At 63.0% G+C, this 23,284-nt stretch carries 23 protein-coding genes and 4 tRNA genes; 8 read left to right on the forward strand and 19 right to left on the reverse strand.

Going from position 1 to position 23,284, the window contains the following annotated elements; translation table 11 throughout:
- Positions 1-14: 14 nt before the first annotated feature.
- On the reverse strand, positions 15-1,586 hold the full coding sequence (locus tag VMW12_04825; GenBank protein HUZ49054.1) for a peptide ABC transporter substrate-binding protein: 1,572 nt from the start codon (positions 1,584-1,586) through the stop codon (positions 15-17).
- Positions 1,587-1,643: 57 nt separating this feature from the next.
- Here VMW12_04825 and VMW12_04830 point away from each other — a divergent pair, with 57 nt between their 5' ends.
- Genes VMW12_04830 through VMW12_04840 form a run of 3 tightly spaced genes read left to right on the forward strand, consistent with a single transcriptional unit; the run spans position 1,644 to position 3,902 of the window.
- Positions 1,644-2,705: a type III polyketide synthase gene (locus tag VMW12_04830; GenBank protein ID HUZ49055.1), complete on the forward strand. Its 1,062-nt coding sequence runs from the start codon at positions 1,644-1,646 to the stop codon at positions 2,703-2,705.
- On the forward strand, positions 2,702-3,211 hold the full coding sequence (locus VMW12_04835; protein HUZ49056.1) for an isoprenylcysteine carboxylmethyltransferase family protein: 510 nt from the start codon (positions 2,702-2,704) through the stop codon (positions 3,209-3,211). Before VMW12_04830 ends, VMW12_04835 begins: the two co-directional genes overlap by 4 nt.
- Positions 3,204-3,902 carry a hypothetical protein gene (locus VMW12_04840; GenBank protein HUZ49057.1) on the forward strand — a complete coding sequence of 233 codons (699 nt, stop codon included), beginning with the start codon at positions 3,204-3,206 and terminating at the stop codon, positions 3,900-3,902. Before VMW12_04835 ends, VMW12_04840 begins: the two co-directional genes overlap by 8 nt.
- A gap of 3 nt (positions 3,903-3,905) precedes the next feature.
- Here VMW12_04840 and VMW12_04845 read toward each other — a convergent pair whose 3' ends face one another.
- Positions 3,906-5,528 carry an HD domain-containing phosphohydrolase gene (locus VMW12_04845; protein ID HUZ49058.1) on the reverse strand — a complete coding sequence of 541 codons (1,623 nt, stop codon included), beginning with the start codon at positions 5,526-5,528 and terminating at the stop codon, positions 3,906-3,908.
- Positions 5,529-5,639: 111 nt separating this feature from the next.
- Between VMW12_04845 and VMW12_04850 the strand changes: the two genes are divergently transcribed.
- Positions 5,640-6,095, forward strand: a complete 456-nt coding sequence (locus VMW12_04850; protein ID HUZ49059.1) for a GAF domain-containing protein — start codon at positions 5,640-5,642, stop codon at positions 6,093-6,095.
- 38 nt (positions 6,096-6,133) lie between these two features.
- Positions 6,134-6,694 (forward strand): glycine zipper domain-containing protein, encoded by a 561-nt coding sequence (locus VMW12_04855; GenBank protein HUZ49060.1) that lies wholly within the window; start codon positions 6,134-6,136, stop codon positions 6,692-6,694.
- Between the two features lie 52 nt (positions 6,695-6,746).
- Here VMW12_04855 and VMW12_04860 read toward each other — a convergent pair whose 3' ends face one another.
- The 4 genes from VMW12_04860 to VMW12_04875 form a co-directional block, all read right to left on the reverse strand.
- Positions 6,747-8,222, reverse strand: a complete 1,476-nt coding sequence (locus tag VMW12_04860) for a multicopper oxidase family protein (GenBank protein HUZ49061.1) — start codon at positions 8,220-8,222, stop codon at positions 6,747-6,749.
- Between the two features lie 88 nt (positions 8,223-8,310).
- A tRNA-Thr gene (locus VMW12_04865) sits at positions 8,311-8,385 on the reverse strand.
- Between the two features lie 8 nt (positions 8,386-8,393).
- Positions 8,394-8,467 (reverse strand) — tRNA-Gly (locus VMW12_04870).
- A 9-nt stretch (positions 8,468-8,476) separates the two neighbouring features.
- Positions 8,477-8,564 (reverse strand) — tRNA-Tyr (locus VMW12_04875).
- 102 nt (positions 8,565-8,666) lie between these two features.
- Here VMW12_04875 and VMW12_04880 point away from each other — a divergent pair.
- From VMW12_04880 to VMW12_04890, 3 genes are all read left to right on the forward strand, one after another.
- On the forward strand, positions 8,667-10,250 hold the full coding sequence (locus tag VMW12_04880) for an NAD(P)/FAD-dependent oxidoreductase (protein ID HUZ49062.1): 1,584 nt from the start codon (positions 8,667-8,669) through the stop codon (positions 10,248-10,250).
- A gap of 56 nt (positions 10,251-10,306) precedes the next feature.
- A tRNA-Thr gene (locus VMW12_04885) sits at positions 10,307-10,381 on the forward strand.
- A gap of 21 nt (positions 10,382-10,402) precedes the next feature.
- A complete protein-coding gene (locus VMW12_04890; protein HUZ49063.1) occupies positions 10,403-10,756 on the forward strand; it encodes a (2Fe-2S) ferredoxin domain-containing protein in 354 nt (117 codons plus the stop codon).
- Between the two features lie 63 nt (positions 10,757-10,819).
- On the opposite strand, the gene sigH is transcribed toward VMW12_04890, so the two are convergent.
- The 13 genes from sigH to VMW12_04955 all read right to left on the reverse strand — a co-directional run bounded on the left by sigH (position 10,820) and on the right by VMW12_04955 (position 23,095).
- On the reverse strand, positions 10,820-11,467 hold the full coding sequence (gene sigH, locus VMW12_04895) for an RNA polymerase sporulation sigma factor SigH (protein HUZ49064.1): 648 nt from the start codon (positions 11,465-11,467) through the stop codon (positions 10,820-10,822).
- Between the two features lie 143 nt (positions 11,468-11,610).
- Positions 11,611-12,405, reverse strand: a complete 795-nt coding sequence (gene rlmB, locus VMW12_04900; GenBank protein HUZ49065.1) for a 23S rRNA (guanosine(2251)-2'-O)-methyltransferase RlmB — start codon at positions 12,403-12,405, stop codon at positions 11,611-11,613.
- Positions 12,387-13,802, reverse strand: coding sequence for a cysteine--tRNA ligase (gene cysS / locus VMW12_04905; protein ID HUZ49066.1), 1,416 nt, complete (start codon positions 13,800-13,802; stop codon positions 12,387-12,389). Before cysS ends, rlmB begins: the two co-directional genes overlap by 19 nt.
- Before the next feature lie 55 nt (positions 13,803-13,857).
- Positions 13,858-14,541, reverse strand: a complete 684-nt coding sequence (gene cysE, locus VMW12_04910; GenBank protein HUZ49067.1) for a serine O-acetyltransferase — start codon at positions 14,539-14,541, stop codon at positions 13,858-13,860.
- Positions 14,542-14,566: 25 nt separating this feature from the next.
- Positions 14,567-15,136, reverse strand: coding sequence for a hypothetical protein (locus tag VMW12_04915; GenBank protein HUZ49068.1), 570 nt, complete (start codon positions 15,134-15,136; stop codon positions 14,567-14,569).
- Positions 15,129-15,608, reverse strand: coding sequence for a 2-C-methyl-D-erythritol 2,4-cyclodiphosphate synthase (gene ispF, locus VMW12_04920; GenBank protein ID HUZ49069.1), 480 nt, complete (start codon positions 15,606-15,608; stop codon positions 15,129-15,131). Before ispF ends, VMW12_04915 begins: the two co-directional genes overlap by 8 nt.
- Entirely contained in the window at positions 15,605-16,531 is a 927-nt protein-coding gene (gene ispD, locus VMW12_04925) for a 2-C-methyl-D-erythritol 4-phosphate cytidylyltransferase (GenBank protein HUZ49070.1), read from the reverse strand. The genes ispF and ispD overlap by 4 nt, the downstream gene beginning before the upstream one ends.
- The gene (locus VMW12_04930) at positions 16,528-17,643 is read right to left on the reverse strand and encodes a PIN domain-containing protein (GenBank protein ID HUZ49071.1); all 1,116 of its coding nucleotides are present in this window, start codon (positions 17,641-17,643) and stop codon (positions 16,528-16,530) included. The genes ispD and VMW12_04930 overlap by 4 nt, the downstream gene beginning before the upstream one ends.
- Entirely contained in the window at positions 17,616-18,749 is a 1,134-nt protein-coding gene (gene hemW / locus VMW12_04935) for a radical SAM family heme chaperone HemW (protein HUZ49072.1), read from the reverse strand. The genes VMW12_04930 and hemW overlap by 28 nt, the downstream gene beginning before the upstream one ends.
- Before the next feature lie 41 nt (positions 18,750-18,790).
- Positions 18,791-19,636: a DegV family protein gene (locus VMW12_04940; GenBank protein HUZ49073.1), complete on the reverse strand. Its 846-nt coding sequence runs from the start codon at positions 19,634-19,636 to the stop codon at positions 18,791-18,793.
- A 13-nt stretch (positions 19,637-19,649) separates the two neighbouring features.
- Entirely contained in the window at positions 19,650-20,504 is an 855-nt protein-coding gene (locus VMW12_04945) for a DegV family protein (protein HUZ49074.1), read from the reverse strand.
- Between the two features lies 1 nt (position 20,505).
- Positions 20,506-21,510 (reverse strand): phosphate acyltransferase PlsX, encoded by a 1,005-nt coding sequence (gene plsX, locus VMW12_04950; protein HUZ49075.1) that lies wholly within the window; start codon positions 21,508-21,510, stop codon positions 20,506-20,508.
- The gene (locus VMW12_04955) at positions 21,503-23,095 is read right to left on the reverse strand and encodes a DAK2 domain-containing protein (GenBank protein ID HUZ49076.1); all 1,593 of its coding nucleotides are present in this window, start codon (positions 23,093-23,095) and stop codon (positions 21,503-21,505) included. The genes plsX and VMW12_04955 overlap by 8 nt, the downstream gene beginning before the upstream one ends.
- Between the last annotated feature and the right edge of the window lie 189 nt (positions 23,096-23,284).

The raw sequence follows: 23,284 nt of genomic DNA on the forward strand, positions 1-23,284 counted from the left end.
GCAATCTGCTACGCCTAGCGGACGTCCCAGGCCTCCGCCGCCACGGGATATTCGAGCATGTTCCGGGCAAAGCCGTGGACGTGCCCCGAGAGGGCATCGAAGTCGAGTAAATCGTTAAGGGGAACGATCGGCCGCTCGGTCGCTATCGAGCGCTGCATCGCCACGAAGTCCGCCCTGCGGCGTTCCTCGCTGCCGGTCGTAGCCTGATCGGCGTACAGCGCATCGAAGGCGGGGTCGCAGAACCGAGCGATGTTGTTTCCGTCGGGCCCGATTTGGCCGCACGCAAAGACCACCGACTGCTCGGGGTCGGACCCGCCGATGAACCCGTCCGCCGATATGCCGAATCGGCCGCTCCGAACGGGTCCGCTGGGGGCGTTGAACGTCGCCGTCGGGTAGGATTTGATCGTGGTTTGGATGCCGGCGGCGGCGAGCTGGCGCTGGACGATGGGCTCGATGCCGGCCAATGGCCCCGGTTCGGTGACGAAGAGGAGCCGCAGCGGTTTGCCCGCCTTTACTCGCACGCCGTGCACGAGGCGCCAGCCGGCCCGATCGAGCAACCGGCCGGCGCGGACGAGATTCTGATGCGGCGGAGCGAGATGCGCGTCGAACCCCGCCATGACCGGCGGAATGAAGCTGGCGGCCCGGGGGAAGAGCCCGTGGTACCTGCGCTCGATCTCGCCGACGTCGAGCGCCCGCGCGATCGCTCGGCGGACCAGCGGGTCGGCGGTCGGGCCGGAGCCGCTCTGCAGCGTCAGCCACATGACGCCGTTGAGCGGGGTGCGAAGCACGCGAATACCGGGCAGCGCTCGGGCTTGGGAGACTTGATCGGCATCGAGCATCATCGTATCGACTCCGCCCGTCCGTAGTGCGACGAACGTCGAGTCGATGTCGGGCATCATCTCCAGCACGATGCGATCGAGCTTCGGACGCGGCCGAAAGTAGGGGTTGCGTTCTAGGACGATTCGCCCGCCGCGCTGCCAGTGCGTCACGCGAAAGGGTCCCGTCCCGAACGCATGGTCCTCCCAAGGCGCGTGGGAGAGATCGGTCGACGCAAACGCATGCGCGGGAAGGATCCCAAAGGCAAAGTCCGATTCCGCGAAGAGTTCGCGAACGGCCGCATTCCAGCGTCGTTTAAGGGTGATGACGACGGTGTGCGCATCGGGTGTGCGAAGGGATGCGATGCGTCGGTATGCGTCTTGCGAGAGGACGGGGTTGCGCGCATCTAAGATCGCTCGCAGGGTAAACGCGACGTCGGCCGACGTGAAGGGCACGCCGTCGGCAAAACGCACGTTGCGTCGCAAGCGGTAACGAATCGTGAGGCCGTCCTTCGAGATGTCTCCGTTAGCGCGCGTCGGTACGCGGCGTGCCAAAATCGGCACCAAGCGGTTGCGCGCATCCAGCCCCACCAGCGTCTGCGTTACGAGCAGATCGTAACCGATCGTCGTTTGATCGTGCGCTAACAACGGGTTGAGGGAGGCCGGATCCGATGCATCGGCAATCCGCAGCACGTGCGGTTGGAAGGCCGGCCGCGCACTACAGCCGGCGAACGCCAGGAGTATCGCACCAAACCACGCGATATGCCGCATCCGTTCGGTACTTTCGCGACGTCGAGGCGAACCCTGGCGCGCGTGGAACCACCGCCCATGGAGCACCATCCTCGCCTTCTCGCCATCGCGACCGCCGTACCGCCGTTCGAACTCGATCAGGACGATGTTACGCAACGGGTCAACGCTCAGTTTGGGAGCCGCTCGTCGAGCATCGGACGCCTGCTGCCTGTCTTTGCGAACACCGGCATCGAGCGCCGCTTCTCATGCGTGCCGATCGAGTGGTATTACGAGCCCCACGATTGGACCGATCGCAACACGCTCTACATCGAATCCGCGCTCGCGTTGCTCGAATCGGCAGCGAACCGGGCTCTCGAGGAGGCGGCACTACGCATCGAAGATATCGACGCGCTCGTCGTGGTCTCCACGACGGGGATCGCGACGCCTAGCCTGGACGCGCGCTTGATCGAGCGCATGGGCTTCCGACGCACGTGCAAACGCTTGCCGATCTTCGGCCTGGGCTGTGCGGGCGGGGCCTTGGGCTTGGCCCGCGCAGCCGACGTCGCTCGCGCAAATCCCGGGACGCGCGTACTCTTGCTGGTCGTCGAACTCTGCGCGCTCTGGTTCAGGCGTGACGATTTCTCCAAGAGCAATATCGTCGCAACGGCGCTCTTCTCCGACGGTGCCGGGGCGGCGATTCTCAGTACGACCGGCGAAGGCCCCGCGATCGTCGCGAGCGGCGAGTACACGTTTGCGCAAACGCTCGACGTGATGGGATGGGAAGTCGAAAACGAAGGAATGAAAGCGATCTTTTCACGCGACATTCCGGCGTTGGTCGAGACCGAATTCGGCCGCGTATTGGATGACTTTCTCGCTCCGCTCGGGCGTTCGCGTGCCGGCGTCACACAGTTGCTCGCGCATCCGGGCGGCGCGAAAGTGATCGAAGCGCTCGAGCACGTCTTCGGCCTAGCTCCGGGAGCATTGGTCGATTCGCGCGAGATCCTGCGTTCGTACGGAAACATGTCCGCAGCCACGGTGATGTTCGTCGTCGAGCGCGCGATGCGGCGCGGCGCATTAACGCCGGAGCGCTGCGGGCACACGCTGGTCAGCGCGATGGGACCGGGCTTTACCGCAGCGTTCACGCTCCTCGAATACCCATGATCGCGGCGCTGGCGCTCGTCGCATTCGTGGCCGTGCAACGCGGCGTCGAGCTTTTCTATGCGCGGCGCAATACCCGCCGGCTCCTTGCGGCCGGCGGCGTCGAAGCCGGCGCCGAGCACTATCCGCTCTTCATCTTGCTGCACGCAAGCTGGCTGATCGCTCTGCTGGCGTATCTGCCCCGATCCGTCGAGCCGAACGGCTGGCTCGTCGCCGTTTTTTTCGCGCTTCAAGGCCTGCGCGTTTGGGCGATTCGAAGCCTTGGGCCGTTCTGGACGACGCGGCTCATCACGGTTCCCGGCGCCCCGCTGGTGCGCCGCGGCCCATACCGTTTCATCCGCCACCCTAACTACGTGGTGGTCGCCGGCGAGATCGCGGTACTTCCGCTCGCGCTCGGGGAACCGTGGGTCGCTCTGGGCTTTTCCCTTTTGAACGCGGGCCTGCTAGCCGTTCGCATCCGTAAAGAGGACGACACCCTCTCGGAACGCCAATCAACCGAGCATGCGTAATGCTTACTCGCTCCTGACCGCCGGCCTTTGCCTCTCGCTCGTGCTGGCACTTGCCGGCCCCCTATCGGCGGCGCCCGGCGCCCCGGTCGCGCTGAACTCGTGCAGCTTGATGTATTCGAGTACCGACAGCATCGCGAGCCAAATCGTCGGCCTCGACGCGCAGTTCACCAACGAGTCCTCAAAGACCGCAACCGTGGTGAACATCGCCACCTCGATCAACGGCCAGAACAGCGTTATCCGCGACGTCGGGTCGTTTGCTCCCGGCATAGAAATCCATCACCGCTACAAGGCGGGAGGCGGGCAGTTCGCGCTTCCCTCGGTGCTTCAACAACTCTTCGGCAAGCCCGCGGTGCAGTGTACGATCGCATCGGTACGGTTCGAAGATGGATCGATGTGGCCGAGCGCGGCCGGCCAACCGGCGGCGGCGACGACGAGCGCCATCCTCACGCAGCCGACGGCGCTACAGTTGCACGGAACCGGTGCGGCGCATGCACGATTGGCACTCGCAACGTCCGCAGCCCAAGTCTCGTCGAATAGCGATTGCGGCGGAGTTGCGTCGGTTACCGTCGTCGCGTCTACGGCGGCCGATTTGGCGCTCGAGATCACGCCGCTCGGGGGCGGCACATGCACGATCGCTCTGCGTGACGCTAGCGGCAACACCGCGACGATTCCGGTTAGCGTTACGCCGTAACGCCTATCGGGTTGCGAGCGATTCGCGCCAACTCACGAATCGCTCGACCAGAGCCGGGTCGAACTGCGAACCGCTACACCGCTGAAGTTCGATCAGCGCGGCGTCCTCGCTCGTGCTGCGATGGTAGGGGCGATCGAAAATCATCGAACAGAACGCCTCTAAAATCGAGATCGCCCGCGCCAACGGATGGATCGCTTCACCTGCGATTCCATCCGGGTATCCGGCACCGTCCCAGCGTTCGTGATGCTGTCCGACGATCTCGGCGACCGTCTCGTAGCCGCTATGTCCGGCTAAGATCGACCGTCCGAATGCGGCATGCTGGCGCATATCGGCTTGCTGCTCCGCATCCAAGCGTCCGGGGCGAACGACGACCGAGTCCGGTAAGAGCAGCGTTCCGATATCGTGCAACAAGCTGGCCTGCAAGAACGTCGAGAGCGCCGCGCGATCGAGTGCGAGGTTATACTCCGACCACTCCTTCGCCACGCCGTGCACGTGAAGTGCGTGCATTCGCGTATAGGGATCGCGATCGAGCATCGCTTGCAAAACGGTCTCTAAACCTTCGAATGACGCATGCAAGGCGAGGACCTCTTCATTCCCCGGGCCGATGGGTTCGCACGCGCGCATGCGGCTTCGGCGGGTGCGCTGCGCACATCGCGCGAGCAATTCGTGCCTCGATCCACCGTCGAGCGGCGCAAGAACGTAACCGCATGCCAGGCTAATCGGCACATTTTGATCGCGCGACACATAAGCCAGTTCCGAAAGGCGTTGCCAAATTCGCGCAACGGCCGGGCGAACCGTATCGGACGTGCCCGCGCGCAATAGCACCATGAAACTGTCGCTCCCCGAACGCCCCACCAACGTGCCGCCGTCGTCGAATTCGCGCAAAGCGTCGGCGACGCGCTGAAGGACGCTCTCGCCCTCGATATATCCGTAGACTTCATTGAACATCGTGAAATTGACGATGTTGAACGTCACGATCGCGGCCGGGGCGGTGGATGTCGCTTGGCCGATCGCGGCGTCGATCTCGCGGGAGAGCTTCGCGTAGTTTGCGAGGCCGGTCAGGCGATCGTACTCGGCGGTGCGCTGCAGCTCCTGGTACATCCGTTGGTTCTGGACGGCGACGCCGAGAAAGTGCCCGATGGCCGCGACCGAATCGACTTCGAACTGCTCGTAGGCCTGCCCGCGAACGCTCTGGACCGAGAGGCAGCCGAGGGTCGCACCGCCCGCCGTCATCGGAACGAACATGGCGGAGAGCGAGTCGTTCGTCCACGGGCGGTCCAAGTTGATCGCCGTGCTGCCGGCAGGAGCCCAAACGTCCGGAGAATTGCCCCAAATGATCGTGCCGCGACGGATCACTTCCCGCGCTCGCGAACCCTGCGGCAATGCGATATGCGGGTAGCGGCGAATATCGCCGTGATCGTAGAGATACTCGATGGAGTGCCGGCCATCGGGACGGGCGAGGGCGATGAAGACGACGGACGAGTCGATGTACTCGGCCAGCATCTCGGTGAGCCGCTCGAAGAGTTCTCCAAGCGAAAGATCGGCCGCTAATAACGTGGCTGCCTGGCGCATCAGCAGTCGATCGCTTCCCGGTTGCGAACGCCCGCCTACCTTCGCGTGCTCCATCACAATAGGTCCTCCGGCCCACGGCTTGTTCGCGAGCGCTCGGACTCGAACCCTTGCTCCAGCCCGGGCTCCGACGCGGATTTTCCCATCCTCTTGGCGCATTCACGGCCCATGGAGCCAGACTACGACCTGCTTTGCGCTCAGTTGCGGGCGCTCTTGAGCGGCGAACCCAACTTCATCGCGAACGCCGCGAACTGCGCGGCATTCATCTACCACGAGGTCCCGGGTCTCAACTGGGCCGGCTTCTATTTTGCCCAAGCCGACGGCGAACTGGTCCTGGGACCATTCGCGGGGCGGCCGGCGTGCACGCGCCTGCCGAGCGGCCGGGGAGTTTGCGGCGCGGCGTTCACGAGCGGAACTACGGTCGTCATCGACGACGTTTCAACCTACAGTGATCATATCGTGTGCGACTCGGCCTCGGCGAGCGAAATCGTTATCCCACTCCTATTCGGCGGCGAACGGCGCGGCGTCTTCGATATCGACAGTCCGACGCTCGCTCGCTTTTCTGCCGGAGATAGGGTTGGACTGGAAGCCTTAATGGGTACCTTCGTAGAGACGATCGGGTAGATCACCACCACTGCTATTGTAACGGGAGTTCACCACCAATGCGTATACGACTCGGATTTGCGGCTCTAGTTGCCGCCTTTGCTCTAGCGATCGGCGGCGCGTCCGCCCAAGTCTATTCCGGCACGACCGTCAACGGGACGCTGACGTCGGACGTCAATTCGGCGAACGCCTACGTCGGCCAACCTGTAACCCTCGTCAACGTGACGTCGACGGATGGCAGCGGGCGCGTCGTGCGCGGGAAGCTCTTCGGCAACGTCACCGAAGTACAGCGCGCGGGACAGGGGCGGGCGGCCAAGCTGGCAATGCATTTCCGCACCCTGGTCTTGCCGAACGGCGCGTACTACACGGTCGACACGACCGTGACCGGCATGCAGGCCAATACGAAGAACAACACCTTGAAAGAAGCGGCCGGGGCTTTGGGCGGCATGTTGGTCGGTAACGCGATCGGCAAGACGATCTTTCATGCCAGCGGTGGCGGCCTGGTTGGGCTCGCGGGCGGCTATATGATCGCCAAGAACAATCGCGAGAATATGACCGTTCCGGCTGGCTCGATCGTGACGGTTCGCCTCAATTCGGTGGTTCGTCGCCAGTCGCACTAAGCCAAAGCTGCGAATTTCCATCGGGCGCCCGCGAGTCGGGCGCCCATTTTTTTTACGACGTGAGGTAGCGAACCTCGGTCATCATGCCGTCCATCATGTGGATCTCGTTGTGGCAGTGCAGCAACCACCGGCCGGGCGGCGAGTCCGCGTCGAAAATCCAGCTAAGCGTGCCGCCGTTTGCCGGCACCAGCGAAACGTCTTTTGCGAGCGGGCGCGCGAGCGGCTTGCCGTCGATGGAGACGATGCGAAACGTGTGGCCGTGCAGATGCATCGGATGATCCATATCGGTCTTATTGGTAAAGCTCACCAGGACGCGATCGCCGCGACGCACGTCGATCTTCGGCGTGTTGGGCCACTGCTTACCATCGATCGACCAAATCGACGAGCCGTATTTGCCGCCGCCGAGCAGCATCGGAACCCGCTTCGTTACCCCACGCTCGTCGACGGCACTACCGATCCCGCCGGCTTTCTCGTAGCTGAAGACATCGAGCCCCGCGATGCTCGGTGGGCTCCCCATCGGAGCCGCGCCCTCCATGCCCGGCGTCGAGACCACACACGCTTGTTGATAGACGAGCGGATCGACGGAGAGACCCTGGAGGAGCCACGCGCCGGGTTTGGTCACCTCGAACCATGCATCGTATCGCTCCGCGACACCGATGCGCAGTACGTCGACTTCGAGCGGACGTTCGAGCGGATTGCCGTCGCTGTGCGTCACGCGCAGGCGATGGCCGGCCAGCCGTATGTACCGTGTCTGCGTGGGGTTCGCGTTGAGGATCCGCAAGCGAACGCGATCGCCGACCTTCACCTGCAAGCGCTGCGTCGCGGGGTAACTTGCGCCGTTGATACAGTGCGCGCGATAGGCCACTTCGTCGCCCATCTTCATCGAGCTCATGTCCATGTCCGACATCGTCATGCCCGGCATCGACATGCTCGCCGCCATCTCGGCATTCTCGACCGATCCGGGCGGATCGACCATCGGTGCGGAACTGGTGCCGCGCATCGCCGCGTGGACGCTTTCCATGCTCGGCACGTCGTGGAAGACGAGCGCGAACTCGCGATCGGCCGGCGTGTCGTGCGGGTCGTCGACGATAAACATCCCGAAGAGACCGCGCACCGTGCCGAGTTGGCCCGCGTGATCGTGATACCACCGCGTACCCGGCGGATTCGGCGCAAATTCATACAGAAACGTTCCGCCCGGCTTCACGGGCGGTTGCGTGACGCCGGCGACCCCATCCATGTCGTTCGGAAGAATCATGCCGTGCCAATGAATCGTCGTATCGATATCGGTCTTATTCGTGAACGCGACGCGTACGCGCTGGCCGTGCGTCACACGAAGCAACGGGCCCGGCAGATGCCCATCGTAAGCCAGCGATGCGAACGCGGTACCTGCTGACGGAGAAAATGTAAACGGTGCTGCCGTCAAACTGTAGTCGACCACGTCGCTCGCCAACGCTCGCTTCGAAAGCGGGGGGAGCGCCGTAACGATCATCGCACCGGCCGCGCTGCTGACAAATGTTGAACGCTTCATCGACCATGCTCTTACCCAAGCCCGCCAAACCGACCTGCGCACGCGGCGCAGCGCTTGCTCGGATTGCATCGCATGTAGGGAGGGCGGATGGAGCCGTTGACGGGGATTGAACCCGTGGCCTCCTCCTTACCAAGGAGGTGCTCTACCACTGAGCTACAACGGCTTGCGAACTGGAGCGGGCGGCGGGAATCGAACCCGCGCTGTCTGCTTGGAAGGCAGAAGCACTACCATTATGCAACGCCCGCGAAAGGAACTGGTGGGCAGGGCAGGATTCGAACCTGCGTATCGCTTTCGCGAGCCAAATTTACAGTCTGGTGCCATTAACCACTCGGCCACCTACCCACATTCGCCCCCTCGGGGCACGGTTGACCTCGGTACGATACCATAGGCCCGCACTCCTCGCAACCGGAAAAAAAGACGCCCCGGTCGAACGACCAGCGCCGTATGCAATCCCACTATGATGCGATCGTGATCGGCGGCGGCCATAACGGACTGGTCACCGCCTGCTACCTGGCACGCGCGGGGCGTAAGGTGCTGGTGCTCGAGCGGCGGTACATCGTCGGCGGGGCTTGCGTGACGGAGGAGACCTTCCCGGGATTCAAAGTCTCGACCGCAGCGTACGTCAACAGCTTATTTCGTCCCGAAATCATTCGCGATCTGCGTTTGAAGGAGTTCGGGTTCGAAGCGGTCGAGCGCAATCCGGCATCGTTCTCCCCGTTCCTCGACGGCCGTTACCTCATGCTCGGTGCCGATAAGCAGAGCGACGTCCGCGAGATTTCGAAATTCAGCAAACGCGATGCGGAGCAGTATCCCAAATACGAGGCGATGCTCGAACGCGTCGCCTCGGTGGTCGAGCCGACCCTGACGCAGATTCCGCCGAATCTGTTGCGTCCGAAACTCGGCGATTTGGTGCAGATGGGATCGATGGGGCGCAAATTGCAGAAACTCGGCACAAACATGGGCGAAGCGATCGAAGTGTTGACCGGTGCCGCACGACCGATCCTCGACCGCTGGTTCGAATCGGAACAGCTCAAAGGCACGCTTGCGACCGATGCGATTATCGGCGCGTTCATGGCGCCCTCGATGCCGGGGACGGCGTACGTGCTCTTCCATCACGTCATGGGCGAAACGAATGGTAAGCGCGGCGTATGGAGCTACGTTCGCGGCGGCATGGGTGGGCTCACGCAAGCGCTCGCGAAGGCGGCGGCCGCGCTCGGCGTTGAGATTCGCACCGATGCCGAGGTCGTGAAGATTCTCACCAAAGACGGCGCCGCGACGGGCGTCGCGCTCGCAAATGGAGACGAGTTCACCGCCAAGCAGATTGCCAGCGGCGTCGATTGCCACCTCACGTTCGAGAAGTTCCTCGACCCGCAAACGCTTCCCGACGATTTCCGCGCGGCCGTCGCGCGCATTCCCTACGACAGCGCCTCGGTAAAGATCAACGTCGCGCTCGAGCGATTGCCGAACTTTACCGCATGCCCCGGGTCCGAATCGGGTCCGCAGCATCGCGGTACCGTGCATTTATGTCCGGACCAAGATTTCATCGAGCGCGCGTACGACGATGCGAAGTATGGATACCCGTCCAAGGCTCCCGTGGTAGAGTGCACGATTCCGTCCAGCGTAGACTCAACGGTCGCACCCGACGGCAAACACCTGATGTCGATGTTCGTGCAATATGCGCCGTACACGCTTAAAGACGGCCCGTGGACAACCGCGATCAAAAACGACTTCGCCGATCGCTGCTTCGCGATCGTCGAACAGTACGCACCGGGCTTTACCGGCTCGGTTATCGATCGGCAGATTCTCAGCCCGGTCGATATCGAGACCACGTTCGGCCTCACCGGCGGCAATATTTTTCAAGGCTCGATGCCGGTACACGAGCTCTTCATGTTTCGCCCCGTTCCCGGCTACGCAAGCTATAACACTCCGCTGAAAAACCTGTTTCTCTGCGGCGCAGCCGCGCATCCCGGCGGAGGCGTCATGGGCGCAGCCGGCTGGAACGCCGCCCGCGTCATGCTCCGCACGTAGCGAAGGAGGCGCGCGCAAGCCGTGGAAGCGAAGGACGCACCACGCCGCCTCACCATGCCGACGTAGCTCAGGGGTAGAGCTTTCGCCTTGTAAGCGAAGGGCCGTGGGTTCGAATCCCACCGTCGGCTCCATCCGTTATCGCGAAAGCCTCCATGCAAGACGTCCAACCCAAATGGCTCGAATCGGGCGCTGTCCTGGTCTGCGAAAAATGCTACAAGCAGCGCATTCCGGATGAGACGCCCGACGTTGCAAAGCGTATCGGCGATTTCGATCTGCGCGATTGGCTCAAGAAGCGCCTCAAAGAGGCCGGCTACGGCAAACGGATACGCGCGATTAATACGGGCTGCCTGGATATCTGCGCGAAAGGGTTGGTGACGGTCAGCATCGTTCCGCAGGGCGCCGGAGGAGCTACCCAGACATTCGTCCTCGACCCGGTCGAAGAGCGTGAGGCTCTCTATGCGCGCGTGATCCTCGCGCTGGGCGGCAGCCCGCACGAACGAGCCTAGATGTGATAAGGGAGGCGGCCGCTTGCGGCCGCCTCCCTTATCACATGTGTTCGTGAACCGGTTTTACTGAAATTCGAACTCCGAGAGATTCTTCTCGATCTTGCGCTTAACGCGCTGCAGCGCGTTGTCGATCGATTTGACGTGGCGACCGAGATCGCGCGCCATCTCTTGATAGCTCTTGCCTTCGAGATAGGACTCGAGCACTTGCGATTCGAGTTCGGAGAGATTCTGGCGAATCCGTTGACGGATGTCGTCCGAGACCTCTTGCGTTACGACCAACTCTTCAGGGTCCGACGTCTTCTGTGACGCCATGACGTCGAGTAGCGTTCGCTCGCTATCCTCGTCGTAGATCGGCTTGTTGAGCGAGATGTATTGATTGAGCGGAATGTGCTTCTGACGCGTCGCGGTCTTGATCGCGGTAATGATCTGACGCGTGATGCAGAGCTCGGCGAACGCACGAAAGCTCGAGAGTTTGTCGGCCTTGAAATCGCGAACGGCTTTATAGAGGCCGATCATACCTTCTTGGATGATGTCCTCACGGTCGGCGCCGATCAAGAAGTAACTCTTCGCCTTGATGCGGACGAAATTCTTATACTTGTTGAGCAGATATTCCATCGCGAGATTATCGCCGGTCTTCGCGATAGCCACGAGCTCTTCGTCAGCTCGTTCGTGGTACTCCAGACCATCCGTTGCAGGATGAGTCATTGCCATAATCGATCAGCCTCTTGGGTACGACGTGCCGAAAAACGCAGGCCGTGGCCCGTCGGGCGCGGCACATCCTGCCTAGTATAGAAGGGCTGACCTCCAGCGTCAAGGACGACGGTCGGGGCCCTTGCATGCCTGCTTGCCCGGGGCTAGGCGCGCTGGCGCAGGGCCTCGTAGAGGAGGACCCCTGCGGCTACCGAGGCGTTGAGGGACTCCGTCTTGCCCCGCAGGGGGATGCTCACCAGGTAGTCGCACTCGCGGCGCACGAGCTGGGCGAGGCCCTCCCCCTCGGCGCCGATGACGATGGCGAGGTCGCGGTTGAAATCGGCGGTGCCCAGGGGCACGGCCTCCGGGCCGGCGTCGGCCCCGGCTACCCAGACCCCGGCCTTCTTCAACGTTCGGATCGCCTCGTTGATATTCGCGACCTTGACGATCGGCAGGTGCTCGGCTGCACCGGCCGCGGCCTTACGAACCGTCGCGTTCACCCCGGCCGAACGACGGTCCGGCAGAACGACCGCGTCGGCGCCGACGCACTCCGCCGTGCGCACGATGGCGCCGACGTTATGAGGGTCGGTGAGGTGATCGAGCAAGACCAGCAGTATGTGCCCGGTGCGACGCCGATGGTGCAAGACGTCGCTCAAATCCGCGTATTCGAACGGCGGCGCGATCGCGATGACGCCCTGATGCGTCTTGAAGGGCAAGTTGTTAAAGAACGCGCGCTGCTCGAATTTCACCGGGATGGCGCGTTCTTTCGCGGTCGCGAGAATTGCCCGCAGTAACGGGTCGCGCTTACGCTCGTCCGAGACGCGAATTTCGCGCAGCGCCTCTCCGGCCGCAAGCGCTTCTTCCACGACGTGAATGCCGTACATCACATCGTCAAAATCGAGTTTCGGTACGCGGGACGGCCCGGGGCCCCGCGGGCGGTTTATCCGGCGAGCGTCCATGTCGTTTCACCTTTCGCGTCCTTGAGGACGATACCGCACTGTAAGAGTGCATCGCGAAGCCGGTCGGACTTCGCCCAATCCTTCGCCGCACGCGCTTGATTGCGCGCATCGATCACCATCGCGAGTGCCGCCTGCGGCTCGCATCCGTCGAGCGCGACGGCATCGCCGAGCGTTACCTTCAAACGTTCCGGCAAATCGGCCGGCAGTTCGAGCGCCGGAATCTCGCACCACGAAGGCTGCGGGGCGATGCCGAGCAACGTCAACGCGTAGGAGAATTCGTAGAGCGCCGCATCGCGGCCGGCGCGAGCGGCGTGCATTTCGTAGGAATTCGCAAAGGCCAGCAGCTCCGCCAGAGCGACGGCGAGATTCATGTCCTCATCGAGGGCTCCTTCGATCCGCGCGATCAGGCCGGTCGCATGCAGATCGGTGGCCGTCGGTGTCGCCCCATCCGAGAGGGCGCGATACGCGCGCTTGATGCGCTCGAGCTCCGCACTCGCCGACGCCATCGACTCGTCGGTGAAATTCATCACCTTGCTGTATCCCGTTCGCAGGAACAGCAAGCGAATCGCGGCCGGATCGTAGCGATCGAGAATCGTCGAAAGCGGTTCAAAATTACCGAGCGACTTGCTCATCTTACGATTATCGAAGAGCAGCAGGCCACCGTGCACCCACACGTTCGCCATCGGAGGATGCGCCATCAGCGGTTCGCTCTGTGCGATCTCGTTCTCGTGGTGTGGAAAAATCAGATCCGCGCCGCCGCCATGGATGTCGAAGCCGACGCCGTCCGGATCGAGGAGCGCGTGCGACATCGCCGAGCACTCGATATGCCAGCCGGGGCGGCCGTCACCGAAGCCGTCGAACGTCCACTTCGGCTCGCCGGGTTTGGCGAACTTCCACAGCGCGAAATCGAGCGGGTCGTCTTTGCGTTCGTCGATTTCGATGCGGGCTCCAGCCTGCAATTCTTCGACGTTGCGCCCGCTCAGCTCTCCGTATTTCGCAAACGTGCTCACCCGATAGTAGATGCCGTCGGCGGTAACGTACGCGTGACCGCCGGCGACGAGCGCCGAGATCATGCCTTGAATCTGCGGAATATAGGCGGTCGCGTACGGCTCGAAATCCGGTTCGCGCACGCCCAAGCGCGCCATCGATGATTTGAAATCGGCATAATATCCGCGGACGATCGCATGCCAATCTTCGCCGGTCTCTCGCGCGCGATTGATGCTGCGGTCGTCGATATCGGTGACGTTCTGCACGTAGGTCACCGCATAATCGAGATGCTCCAGATACCGGCGCAGCACGTCGAAAAACAAAAACGATCGCGCGTGGCCCAGATGCGCCTGGGCGGAAGGCGTAAGCCCGCAGACGTAGATGCGCACCTCGCGGCCGCGGAGCGGCACGAAGGGCTCTACGCGACGGGTACGCGTATTATGCAATTTTAACGGCATGAATGTTTTAGATGACCCACGACCAAGGGGCGTCGGCGGACTCGGGATCGAGTTCCGCGAGCCGGCCTTCCATCGCGGCGACGCGCTGTTGCAATTCGGCAATCGCGTCGGCATTGGGGTCGGGCATTTCCACCTGAGGACGATCCGGCACGGCGCGAACCGGCTTGCCGTCCAGCGCGACGATACGCGCCGGAACGCCGACCACGGTAGCGTTCGCCGGAACGTCTTTGACCACGACCGACCCGCCGCCCACGCGGGCGCCGTCGCCGATCACGATCGCTCCGAGCACGGCGGCGTTGACGCCGACCGTGACGTTTTTCCCAAGCGTCGGATGACGTTTTTCGTGCCGCAGACTCGTTCCGCCGAGCGTGACGCCCTGGTAAATCGTACAGCCGTCGCCGACTTCGGCCGTCTCTCCGATGACCACGCCCATGCCGTGATCGATGAACACGCCCTGTCCGATCGTCGCGCCCGGGTGGATTTCGATGCCGGTGAGGAAACGCGCGACGTGCGATAGCCAACGCGGCAGAATCGGGATGCCGGCGCTATAGAGCGGATGAATCAAGCGGTGAGCCGTGATGGCGTGAAAGCCGGGATAGGACAGCAGCACGTCGAGCCATCCGCGAACCGCGGGATCGCGTTCGAGCGGGGTTCGGAGGTCTTGCAAAAACGTTTCTATCGGGCTCGGCATACTCGTAGTATTCTAACCCCTGCGGTCAACGAGCAGTTTCCGGCGACGCATCCGCCGCAGGTTTATGCCCGTGGATCGGCTCGAACGGCTTGCCGTCGGGCCCAAATGGAATCGTCTCCAAGCCCCGTCCATGCAGCAGTCGCGAGTTGACCGCGCCGATACGCATCAAGATCCGGTCGTGTCCGAGAAGCGGGAACAGCAGCTCGAGCGGCGGCCCCTCACGCTCGCCGGTAATCGCCATGCGTACCGCATACAACGCATCGCCCGCGTCTAGGCCGAATTCCAACGCGATCTCGGCGATGTCGTGGGCGAGCGGCAACCCGCGCAGCTCCGCCTGATGATCGACGTATTGGCTCACCGAGTCGAGAAAAAAGAGCACCTCTCGGGTACGCAAGCGCTCGAGTTCGAGCGCGGGAACAACGCAGGCCTCGGCCCGCAGCGCCGCTACCGGAGCAAGGGCGTCGTCGACCGACGCAACCTGCTCGCCGTAGGCTTCGAGGAAGAGCGCGATCCATCGCGTAGCCGCCGCCGGAGCGGGCTGTTCTAAAAATCCCCAGCGCTGCATGGCCGAAGCGAGGGCGGTGTCGTCAAGCATGTCGTTCGATCAGGGCAACCGCGTAGGCGGCAATGCCGCTACCGTCGCCCGTATATCCCATACCCTCGCTGGTCTTGGCCTTCACGCTGACCGCGTCGAGGCTCAATCCTATTCGGGCAGCTATATTCTCCCGCATAACCGTAAGGTACGGCGCTAACTTTGGTCGCTCGACCACGACGGTGGCATCGACGTTCGCCACCGTATACCCCGCGCGAACCAGTTCGGCGGCGCACGCCGCGAGCAGCGCCATCGAATCCGCGTCCTTCCACTGCGGATCGGTATCGGGAAAGTAAGCGCCCAGATCCCCCAGCGCCGCCGCACCCAAGAGCGCGTCGCAGAGCGCGTGCGCGAGCACGTCGGCATCGGAGTGTCCGAGCGCGCCGCGCTCGAACGGAATCGTCACGCCGCCCAGCACCAGCGGGCGCCCTTCGACCAATCGATGGGCATCGAAACCGTGGCCGATGCGCGTCATCGTGCGCTCGCTCGCGCGGTAAACGTCGCGCTCCCGTCGGAGAACGCCTCGAAGCGGCTACCGAAGCCGCGCAGGCCCTGCGTGGGCACGTGCGCCCGCACGGCGATGCCGCTGGGAAGATCGCGTTCGATCGCGTCGATCGACCCGCCGCGCGATTCCAATTCCGCGCATATTGCGTCGGCAAGCGCCTCGTCGGCGAACACCTCCACCAACAACGTTTCGTCTTCCGGCGTGAGCGCGGCTTCACGTTCGCGCAGCAACGGCTCGGCACGCACCACGTCCTCCGGAAGCGTCACTTTAAAGTTCGGTCCGCTCGACGGAACGAGTACCACATCCAGTCCGAGCCGCTCGAGCAGCGCGGCGTCATCGGTCGCGCTGACCTCGAATTTAGCGGCATCCGCGTGCGCGCGTAAAAAATCGCGGCGCATGGCGAACTGCGGCGTCGCGGCCGCCCAGAGTGAGGTTCGGTCGAGCGTGCGCTGAACGAGCATGGTTGCGGGATCGATAACCTTGATCGTATCGACGACCGGGGCGCCCAACGCGGCGCCCCGACCACTGCGCACCTGGGCCATGCCGGCCCGCACGTCGCTCGCGCGAACCAAAGGCCGCGCACCGTCGTGGATGAAGGCAGCCGCGCATCCCTCGCCGAGCGCGTGCAGCCCGTTGCGCGCGCTGCGCTGGCGCGTCGTTCCGCCGGCGACGGCGCTGGTGGTACACGACGGCGCAAGATGTTCGAGCAACGCCCTCATCGGCGCAATCCACTCTTCCTCGGTGACGACGACGATTTCGGCGATCTCCGGCATGCGCGCAAAGGTGCGCAGCGACCACCCGACCATCGGCAGACCGGCCAATTCGACGAATTGCTTCGGCTGGCCGAACCGCGTTCCACGCCCGGCTGCGACGATCACCGCGCCCCAGATCATGCGCCGACCCCTTCGCGCTTCGGCCGTGCGAAAATCATTCGGCCGGCTACCGTCTGCAACACGCTCGTGACCACCACTTCCGTTCCCTCGCCGATAAATTTGCGACCGTGTTCGACAACGATCATCGTGCCGTCATCCAAATAGGCGACGCCTTGGTGCGACTCTTTGCCTTCGCGAATCACCTGCACGTGCAATTCCTCGCCGGGCAGCACGACGGGTTTGACTGCGTTCGCCAGTTCGTTGATGTTGAGGACTTCGACGCCTTCGACTTGCGCGACGCGATTGAGATTGTAATCGTTGGTGAGCAGCTTTGCGCCCAGCTCTTTGGCCAGCCGAACCAGCTTGCCGTCGACGCTTCCGGGCGGCATTTCCGGATAATCGCGTTCGTTGATGTTCAACACGATCGTTTCTTGCAAACGATTCAACACTTCGAGCCCGCGCCGGCCGCGCGTGCGTTTCTGCGAATCGACCGAGTCGGCGATTGCCTGGAGCTCGCGTAGAACGAATCTGGGCACGACGAGCAGCCCTTCGATAAACCCGGATTCCACGATTTCGACGATGCGCCCATCGACGATGACGGACGTATCGACGATCTTCACGCCGACGCCGCTCGCGGCCGCCGAGTCACCGAGCGGAACGAAACGCGTCTTCGCGCCCACGCGGGCGCCCAAATATGCGGTAAAGATCGCCACGATAAGGTAGAGCACGATGGCGACGATACTTCCGGCCCGGCCCGTGACGGAAATGAATTCGAAGAGAATGCTCTTCATCAGCCACGCTATCACCAGGCCCACGATGAGGCCTAGCGCCCCGCCGGCAAGCTCCGCCGGAGCGAGGCGCTCGATCGCGTGTTCGGCAACGATCAACTCATCTTCGAAAAACGTCTGTGCGAGCGGTGCGAGCAGAACGCCGATCAGCGCGCCGGCGACCGGCGAAAGAATGAGAAAGGTCCACTGCACCCCTTGGTTCCCGAAGTGCAGGGAGAACACGTTGCTGTAAGCCTCGCGACCGAGCAAGAATCCCGTCACGGCAAAAATCGCCGCGAAGGCGATCCGCAGAATCGTTCCCGAGAGGTTGTTACCGGTTACTCGAATGATAGAAACGCTCCGCAAACATCGTTAGCAACGAATCGGCCCTGTTTCGTCAAGCGTAAGCTCCTTCCATCGTTCTCAAGCAGCCCGGCTTCGCAGTATTCAGCAATAGCCGGGGCATAATGCTCCTGGACATCGATACCGTAACGGTCGGCGAATTCGCGCAGATCGACCCCTCGCGAGGTCCGCAGGGCCAACATGATCGCCTCGCCGGCTCTACGATACCCCTTCAAGCTCTCGCTCTCGCTGGGAATCGGTTGCCCGCTCGTGATGGCCTCGAGGTATTGCTGCAGATCGCGGGTGTGGACGCTCCGTTCCCCACCGCGATACGAAGCCGCCCCTACCCCCAAGCCGACGTACTCGCCATTTGCCCAATAGTTGGCATTATGAAGCGACGCGTGTCCGGGGCGGGCAAAGTTGCTGATCTCGTAGTGCTCGAAGCCCGCAGCCTCGAGCGTATCGATCGCGATGGCGTAGACTTCCGCCTCGCGCGTATCGTCGAAGAACGCGCTCGATTCGCGCGCATACCACGCATCGAAGGGGGTGTGTTCTTCGATCGTTAGGCCGTAGGTCGAGATGTGATCGACCCCGAGCGCGAGGGCGCGTTCGAGCGAGACGCGCCACGAATCCGCGGTCTGGCCCGGGACCGCGAACATCAGATCGATGCTCACCGAAGCGATGCCCGCGGCCCGCGCCTGCTCGACGACCGCCCGCACTTGTTCGGGCGTATGCTTGCGGCCCAGCGTGCGAATCTCGCCCGGAACGAACGACTGCACCCCAATCGAGAGGCGCGTGACGCCGGCGGCGACGTAAGCGTCGAAATCGCCCGGGCGCACCAATTCGGGATTCGTTTCGATGGATATTTCAGGTTCGAGCCCGCCGGGTGCCGGAAAACGCTCGCGCAGGCGGCCGACTAGACCGGCGATCGTTTCCGCGTCGTAGGCGTTGGGCGTGCCGCCGCCCAGAAAGATCGTCCCCGCGGTCGCGACCGGTTCCCGCTCGATCTCGGCGAAGAGCGCGGCGAGATACGCGCTGGCCGCACTCCGCCGCATCGGCCACTTTGCGAAATCGCAGTACGGGCAGATGTACGGGCAGAACGGCAGGTGGACGTAGACTCCGAGGCTCACCGGCCACGCGCTGCGGGTACGCGTATCACGACGCTAGGCTCCTAGGCGATCAACGAAAAGATGCCGAGCGATCCCGGGCCGCCGTGAACCGCCACGGTGGGGCCGGCCTCGATCAGCGTCAGCGAGCGCGGCTCGGCCCCAAGCTTCGCGCGCAGCGCCGTCACTTCGCGCGCGCCGGTCTCGGGCGCGTTGGCATGCCCGACCACAAATCGCACCTTTTCAACGTCGCGCAGTTCGCGCGTGACGATTTCCACCAGCAGTTCCTGCGCCTTCTCGAACGTGCGCGTCTGCGCGGCGCTATCGACGACGCCGTTTTGGATGCGCAACACGGGGTTGACTTTGAGCATTGTACCCAACGCCACCACGGCCTTGTTCACGCGGCCGGTGCGGCCCAGGTACGTAAGATCGGGGGTAATGAAATACCCGTGTTGGGTCGCTCGAGCCGCCTCCAACACCTTCGCGATCTCCGCGGCGCTCTTCCCCGCTTTGGCCAATTCCGATGCGGCCATGGCCTGTAGAAACAATCCGCCGGAGAACGTCTGAGAATCGACCACATGGACCCGGCCGGGGAACTTCGCCGCCGCCGCGACGGCATGTTTGTAGGTTTCCGAGATTTTCTCGGAGATGACCGGAGCCACCACGTCGTTTCCCGCGTCGACGTGCCGCGCGAAGACTTCGGCAAACTCCGCCTCGTCGACCGGCGCGGTATGCGGGAGATCTTTCGCCGCTGCGAGCCGCGAGTAGAACGTTGAACGTTGAATATCGACGCCGTCCCGCAAGCGCTCCTGGCCATACACGATCCACAACGGCACGACCTCGATCCCGTACTGCCGTGCCGACGCGCTCGAAAGATCGGACGAACTGTCCGTAACGATAACTACGCCCATCGAAACACTCTCCTTATTCGTCTTGAGCGACGAAGATGCCGACTGCCCCAGGCCCCCCGTGTGTGGCGATGACTGGGCCCGCTTCCAGCGTTTCCAGCATCCGCGGTTGCACGCCACCAAGTCGCGCAACCAGTTTTTCGACCGCATTGCTCGCGAGTTGCGGTGCGTTCGTGTGGATCACCAAAAAGCGCGCCTTCGAAATATCGGTGACGGCTTTCATGGTGAGGTCCAACATCGTTTCCTGTGCGCGGGCGAACGTGCGCACCTGTGCCTCGGCTACAACCTGGCCGTCTTTGAGACACAGGACCGGAACGATTTTCATCAGGGTGCCCAGGACCGCTTGAGCTTTGCCGATGCGGCCGGTGCGCTGCAGATGCGAGAGATCCGTAAAACAGGCATACAGACGTTGCGTGCGACGCTCGTAATCGAGCGCTTCCAGAATCTGCGCCAGAGTGTGCCCCGTCCGCGCCAATTCGGCCGCCCTCAAGACCATCATGCCGAGGCCCCCGGCCGCGCTCTGCGAGTCGTAGATGTGAATCTTGGCATCTGGGAATCGCTGCGCCCCGGCCGTCGCCGCATTGATGGTGCCTGAGAGAAACGACGAGATCGTAATGCAGAGGATCTCGTCCCCGGCGGCAACCAAAGGCGCGTACGCCTCTTCGAACATCTGCGCGGTCGGCTGCGAAGTGATCGGCAACGTCCGCTCGGTCGCTAATTTTTCGTAGAATTCGCTGCGCGAGAGCTCGACGGTATCTTTGTAACTGGTATCGCCGAACACGACGAAGAGCGGAACCACCGTTACGCCGGCGGCGGCGGCGCGCTGCGGATCGAGGTCGGAGGTACTGTCGGTGACGATTGCGACGGCCACGTTATTTCGCCAGGTGCGGAGCGACGAGTTCGGTGATTTTGCCGACCACATCGTGATCGACTTCGGCGATGGCAACCCCGATCGCGTGCTTGATACCGTTGCGGCTCACCCGGCCGTGGGTGACGATGCAGTTTCCACGCAGCCCCAGCAACGGCGCCCCGCCGATCCTTTCGTAATCGAATTTTCTGCGCAGCCCGCGCAGTGCCGGAGCGAGCATCGCGGTGCCGATCTTGGTGATGATGTTTCCGCCGAGTAGCGCGTCTTTCATGACGTGGGTGAGATCGGCGATCATGCCTTCGCCCGTTTTGAGAACGATGTTGCCGACGAATCCATCGGTAACGATGACGTCGGCCGCGTTGTGGAACATATCCTTGCCCTCGATATTGCCGATGAAATTCACCGGCGCCGCGTCGAGAAGTCGCGCGGCTTCAAGCACTTGCGCGTTGCCCTTGCTGCGTTCTTCGCCGACCGAGAGTACGGCGACGCGGGGGTTTTTAATTCCCAGGACGGCCTGAGCGTAGGCCGAGCCCATGAGCCCGAACTGCGCGAGCCACTCCGGCCGGCAGTCGACGTTCGCACCGGAATCGAGCAGGACGGTCGGCCCATTGAGCGCCGGCCATACGGTCGCGATCGCGGGGCGCGCGACGCCTTCGATCGTTCGCAGCTTGATCAGCGCGATCGCCAGAAATGCCCCGCTGTTTCCGGCCGAGACCACCGCATCGGCGGAGCCGCTCTTCACGAGATTCACCGCGACTCCGAGCGAGCTGCGGTCCGCCGCGCGCAAGGCCTGCGACGCATGCTGATCCATAGGGACCGCCTCGTCGGCATGGACGATCTCGATGCGGTCGGAACCGGCGCCCTGGAGCAGCGGCCGGACTTGTTTCTCGTCGCCGACGAGCAGGAGGTGCGCATCGTAGGCTTGGGCGGCAAGCAGCGCGCCCGCAACGATTTCTTGCGGCGCGTGGTCGCCTCCCATGGCGTCGAGCGCGATGCGCGGCTTACTCATCCAATGAAATCCAATATTCAGCGCTCTTCATACCGCCGTAGTAATATTCGATATCGGCATCGGCGAACGCGCCCTTCAACACTTCGCTCAAACGCTGCGCATCCTTCTCCTTTTGCGCTCCGCCGTAATAGAGGGTGACCAGCCCGCCGCCCTGCACCCCCATGGCGCGCAACGCGGCGATGGCCGCATCGGCGAGCGAATCGGCCCCGACCAAGCTACCGCCGAAGCTCGCGGCCGGCTTGCCGCGCGCGACGCTCACGCCGCCCAGCGTCGCATCCTTTCCGGCAAAAAAGACCTGCGCGCTGCGGACCCGCTGCGCCGCGGCCAACAATTCGACGTCGCTCGGCAGTTCGTCGACGGCAGAGAGACCTAATGCGAACAAGCCCGCGATTCCGCCGACGATGTCGCGCGTTGCAACGACGTGCAAACGCTTCTCGGTGAGCGCCGCAACCTCGCGTGCGGCAAGTGCCACGTTCGGATCGTTAACGAAGAGATAGACGTCGTCGCTCAGGCACTTGTTGACCGCCAGCAACAGATCGCGGACGCTGGGATTCTTTTCGCCGTCAAGGGTAATTTCGACGCCGAGTTCTTTAACGATCCGCTCGAACCCGGGGCCCGGAACCACCGCCGCGACCGAACGTCCGCCGGCATTACGATCGACGACGAGGACGCGATGCTGTTGCTCCATGTTGTCGATTTTAAGCCGCGTCAGCGTGCCGTGCTGTAGCGCAATCTCTTGCACGCGTTCCGGGTCGTCGGTATGGATGTGCACTTTGATCGTCGGGGGCGCTCCGATAACCACCAGCGATTCACCGCGCGGTTCGAGTTGGTGGCGCAGATCGAGCACGGTGCAGCCGGCGGATTCCAAAATGAATTCGGTGCAGAATTTGTTTTCGCCCACGATCTGCGCCGGCGTAAAGACGTGCTGGCGTGCGGGACGGCGCGGGAATGCGGTCGCGCGCACTTTGCTATCGGGGAGAAAGCGCAAGATGCCTTCGATGAAATACACAAAGCCCGCACCGCCCGAGTCGACCACGCCGGCTTCTTTGAGCACCGGCAGTTGCTCGGGCGTGCGATCGAGAGCATCGTTCGCGGCACGCAACACGCCGTTGATGAGCCGATAGAAATCGCGCTCGTATAGCGCCAGGTGATAGGCCGCATCCGCGGCCGCCTCCGCAACCGAGATGATCGTGCCTTCGACGGGCCGCAACAGGGCTTGCCTCGCGGCCAGAACCGATTCGCGCATGGCGGTGGCCATAACGAACGTATCGATCTCCGAGCGGTGGCGCACGTGATGCGCGAAGCCGCGCAGCATCTGCGAGATGATGACGCCCGAATTCCCGCGGGCGCCCATCAAACTGCCCTGAGCAGCAGCGGCGGCGACCTCCGATAGGGGAGCATCGTGCAACTTTGCGGCTTCGAGCGTCGCGGAGCGCAACGTGAGGTACATGTTGGTTCCGGTATCCCCGTCGGGGACCGGAAACACGTTGAGGTCGTTGAGGACCTGGCGGTACTTCTTAAGGAAATAGGTGCCGGCCGCTAGAAACTTCGCATAGGCCCGGCCATCCAAGGCAATGACGTCCACGGCCCCCCGTCTTTGGGAGGCACGCGGCGAATCCTGTACCGCCCTATCGACAGGAGTCGCTGTTAGCCCCACGTCCTGATGTCCGGCTTCGCCAAGTAGAAATGTCCGGATAGCTCGTCGGAGTGGTGTTCTTAAAAAGGGGTTTTCCATGGGTGCCCCAGCTTTGGCTTATGTCCCTTTTTCGGGTTG

This window comes from Candidatus Dormiibacterota bacterium (assembly GCA_035532835.1).
Lineage (GTDB): Bacteria > Vulcanimicrobiota > Vulcanimicrobiia > Vulcanimicrobiales > Vulcanimicrobiaceae > DAHUXY01.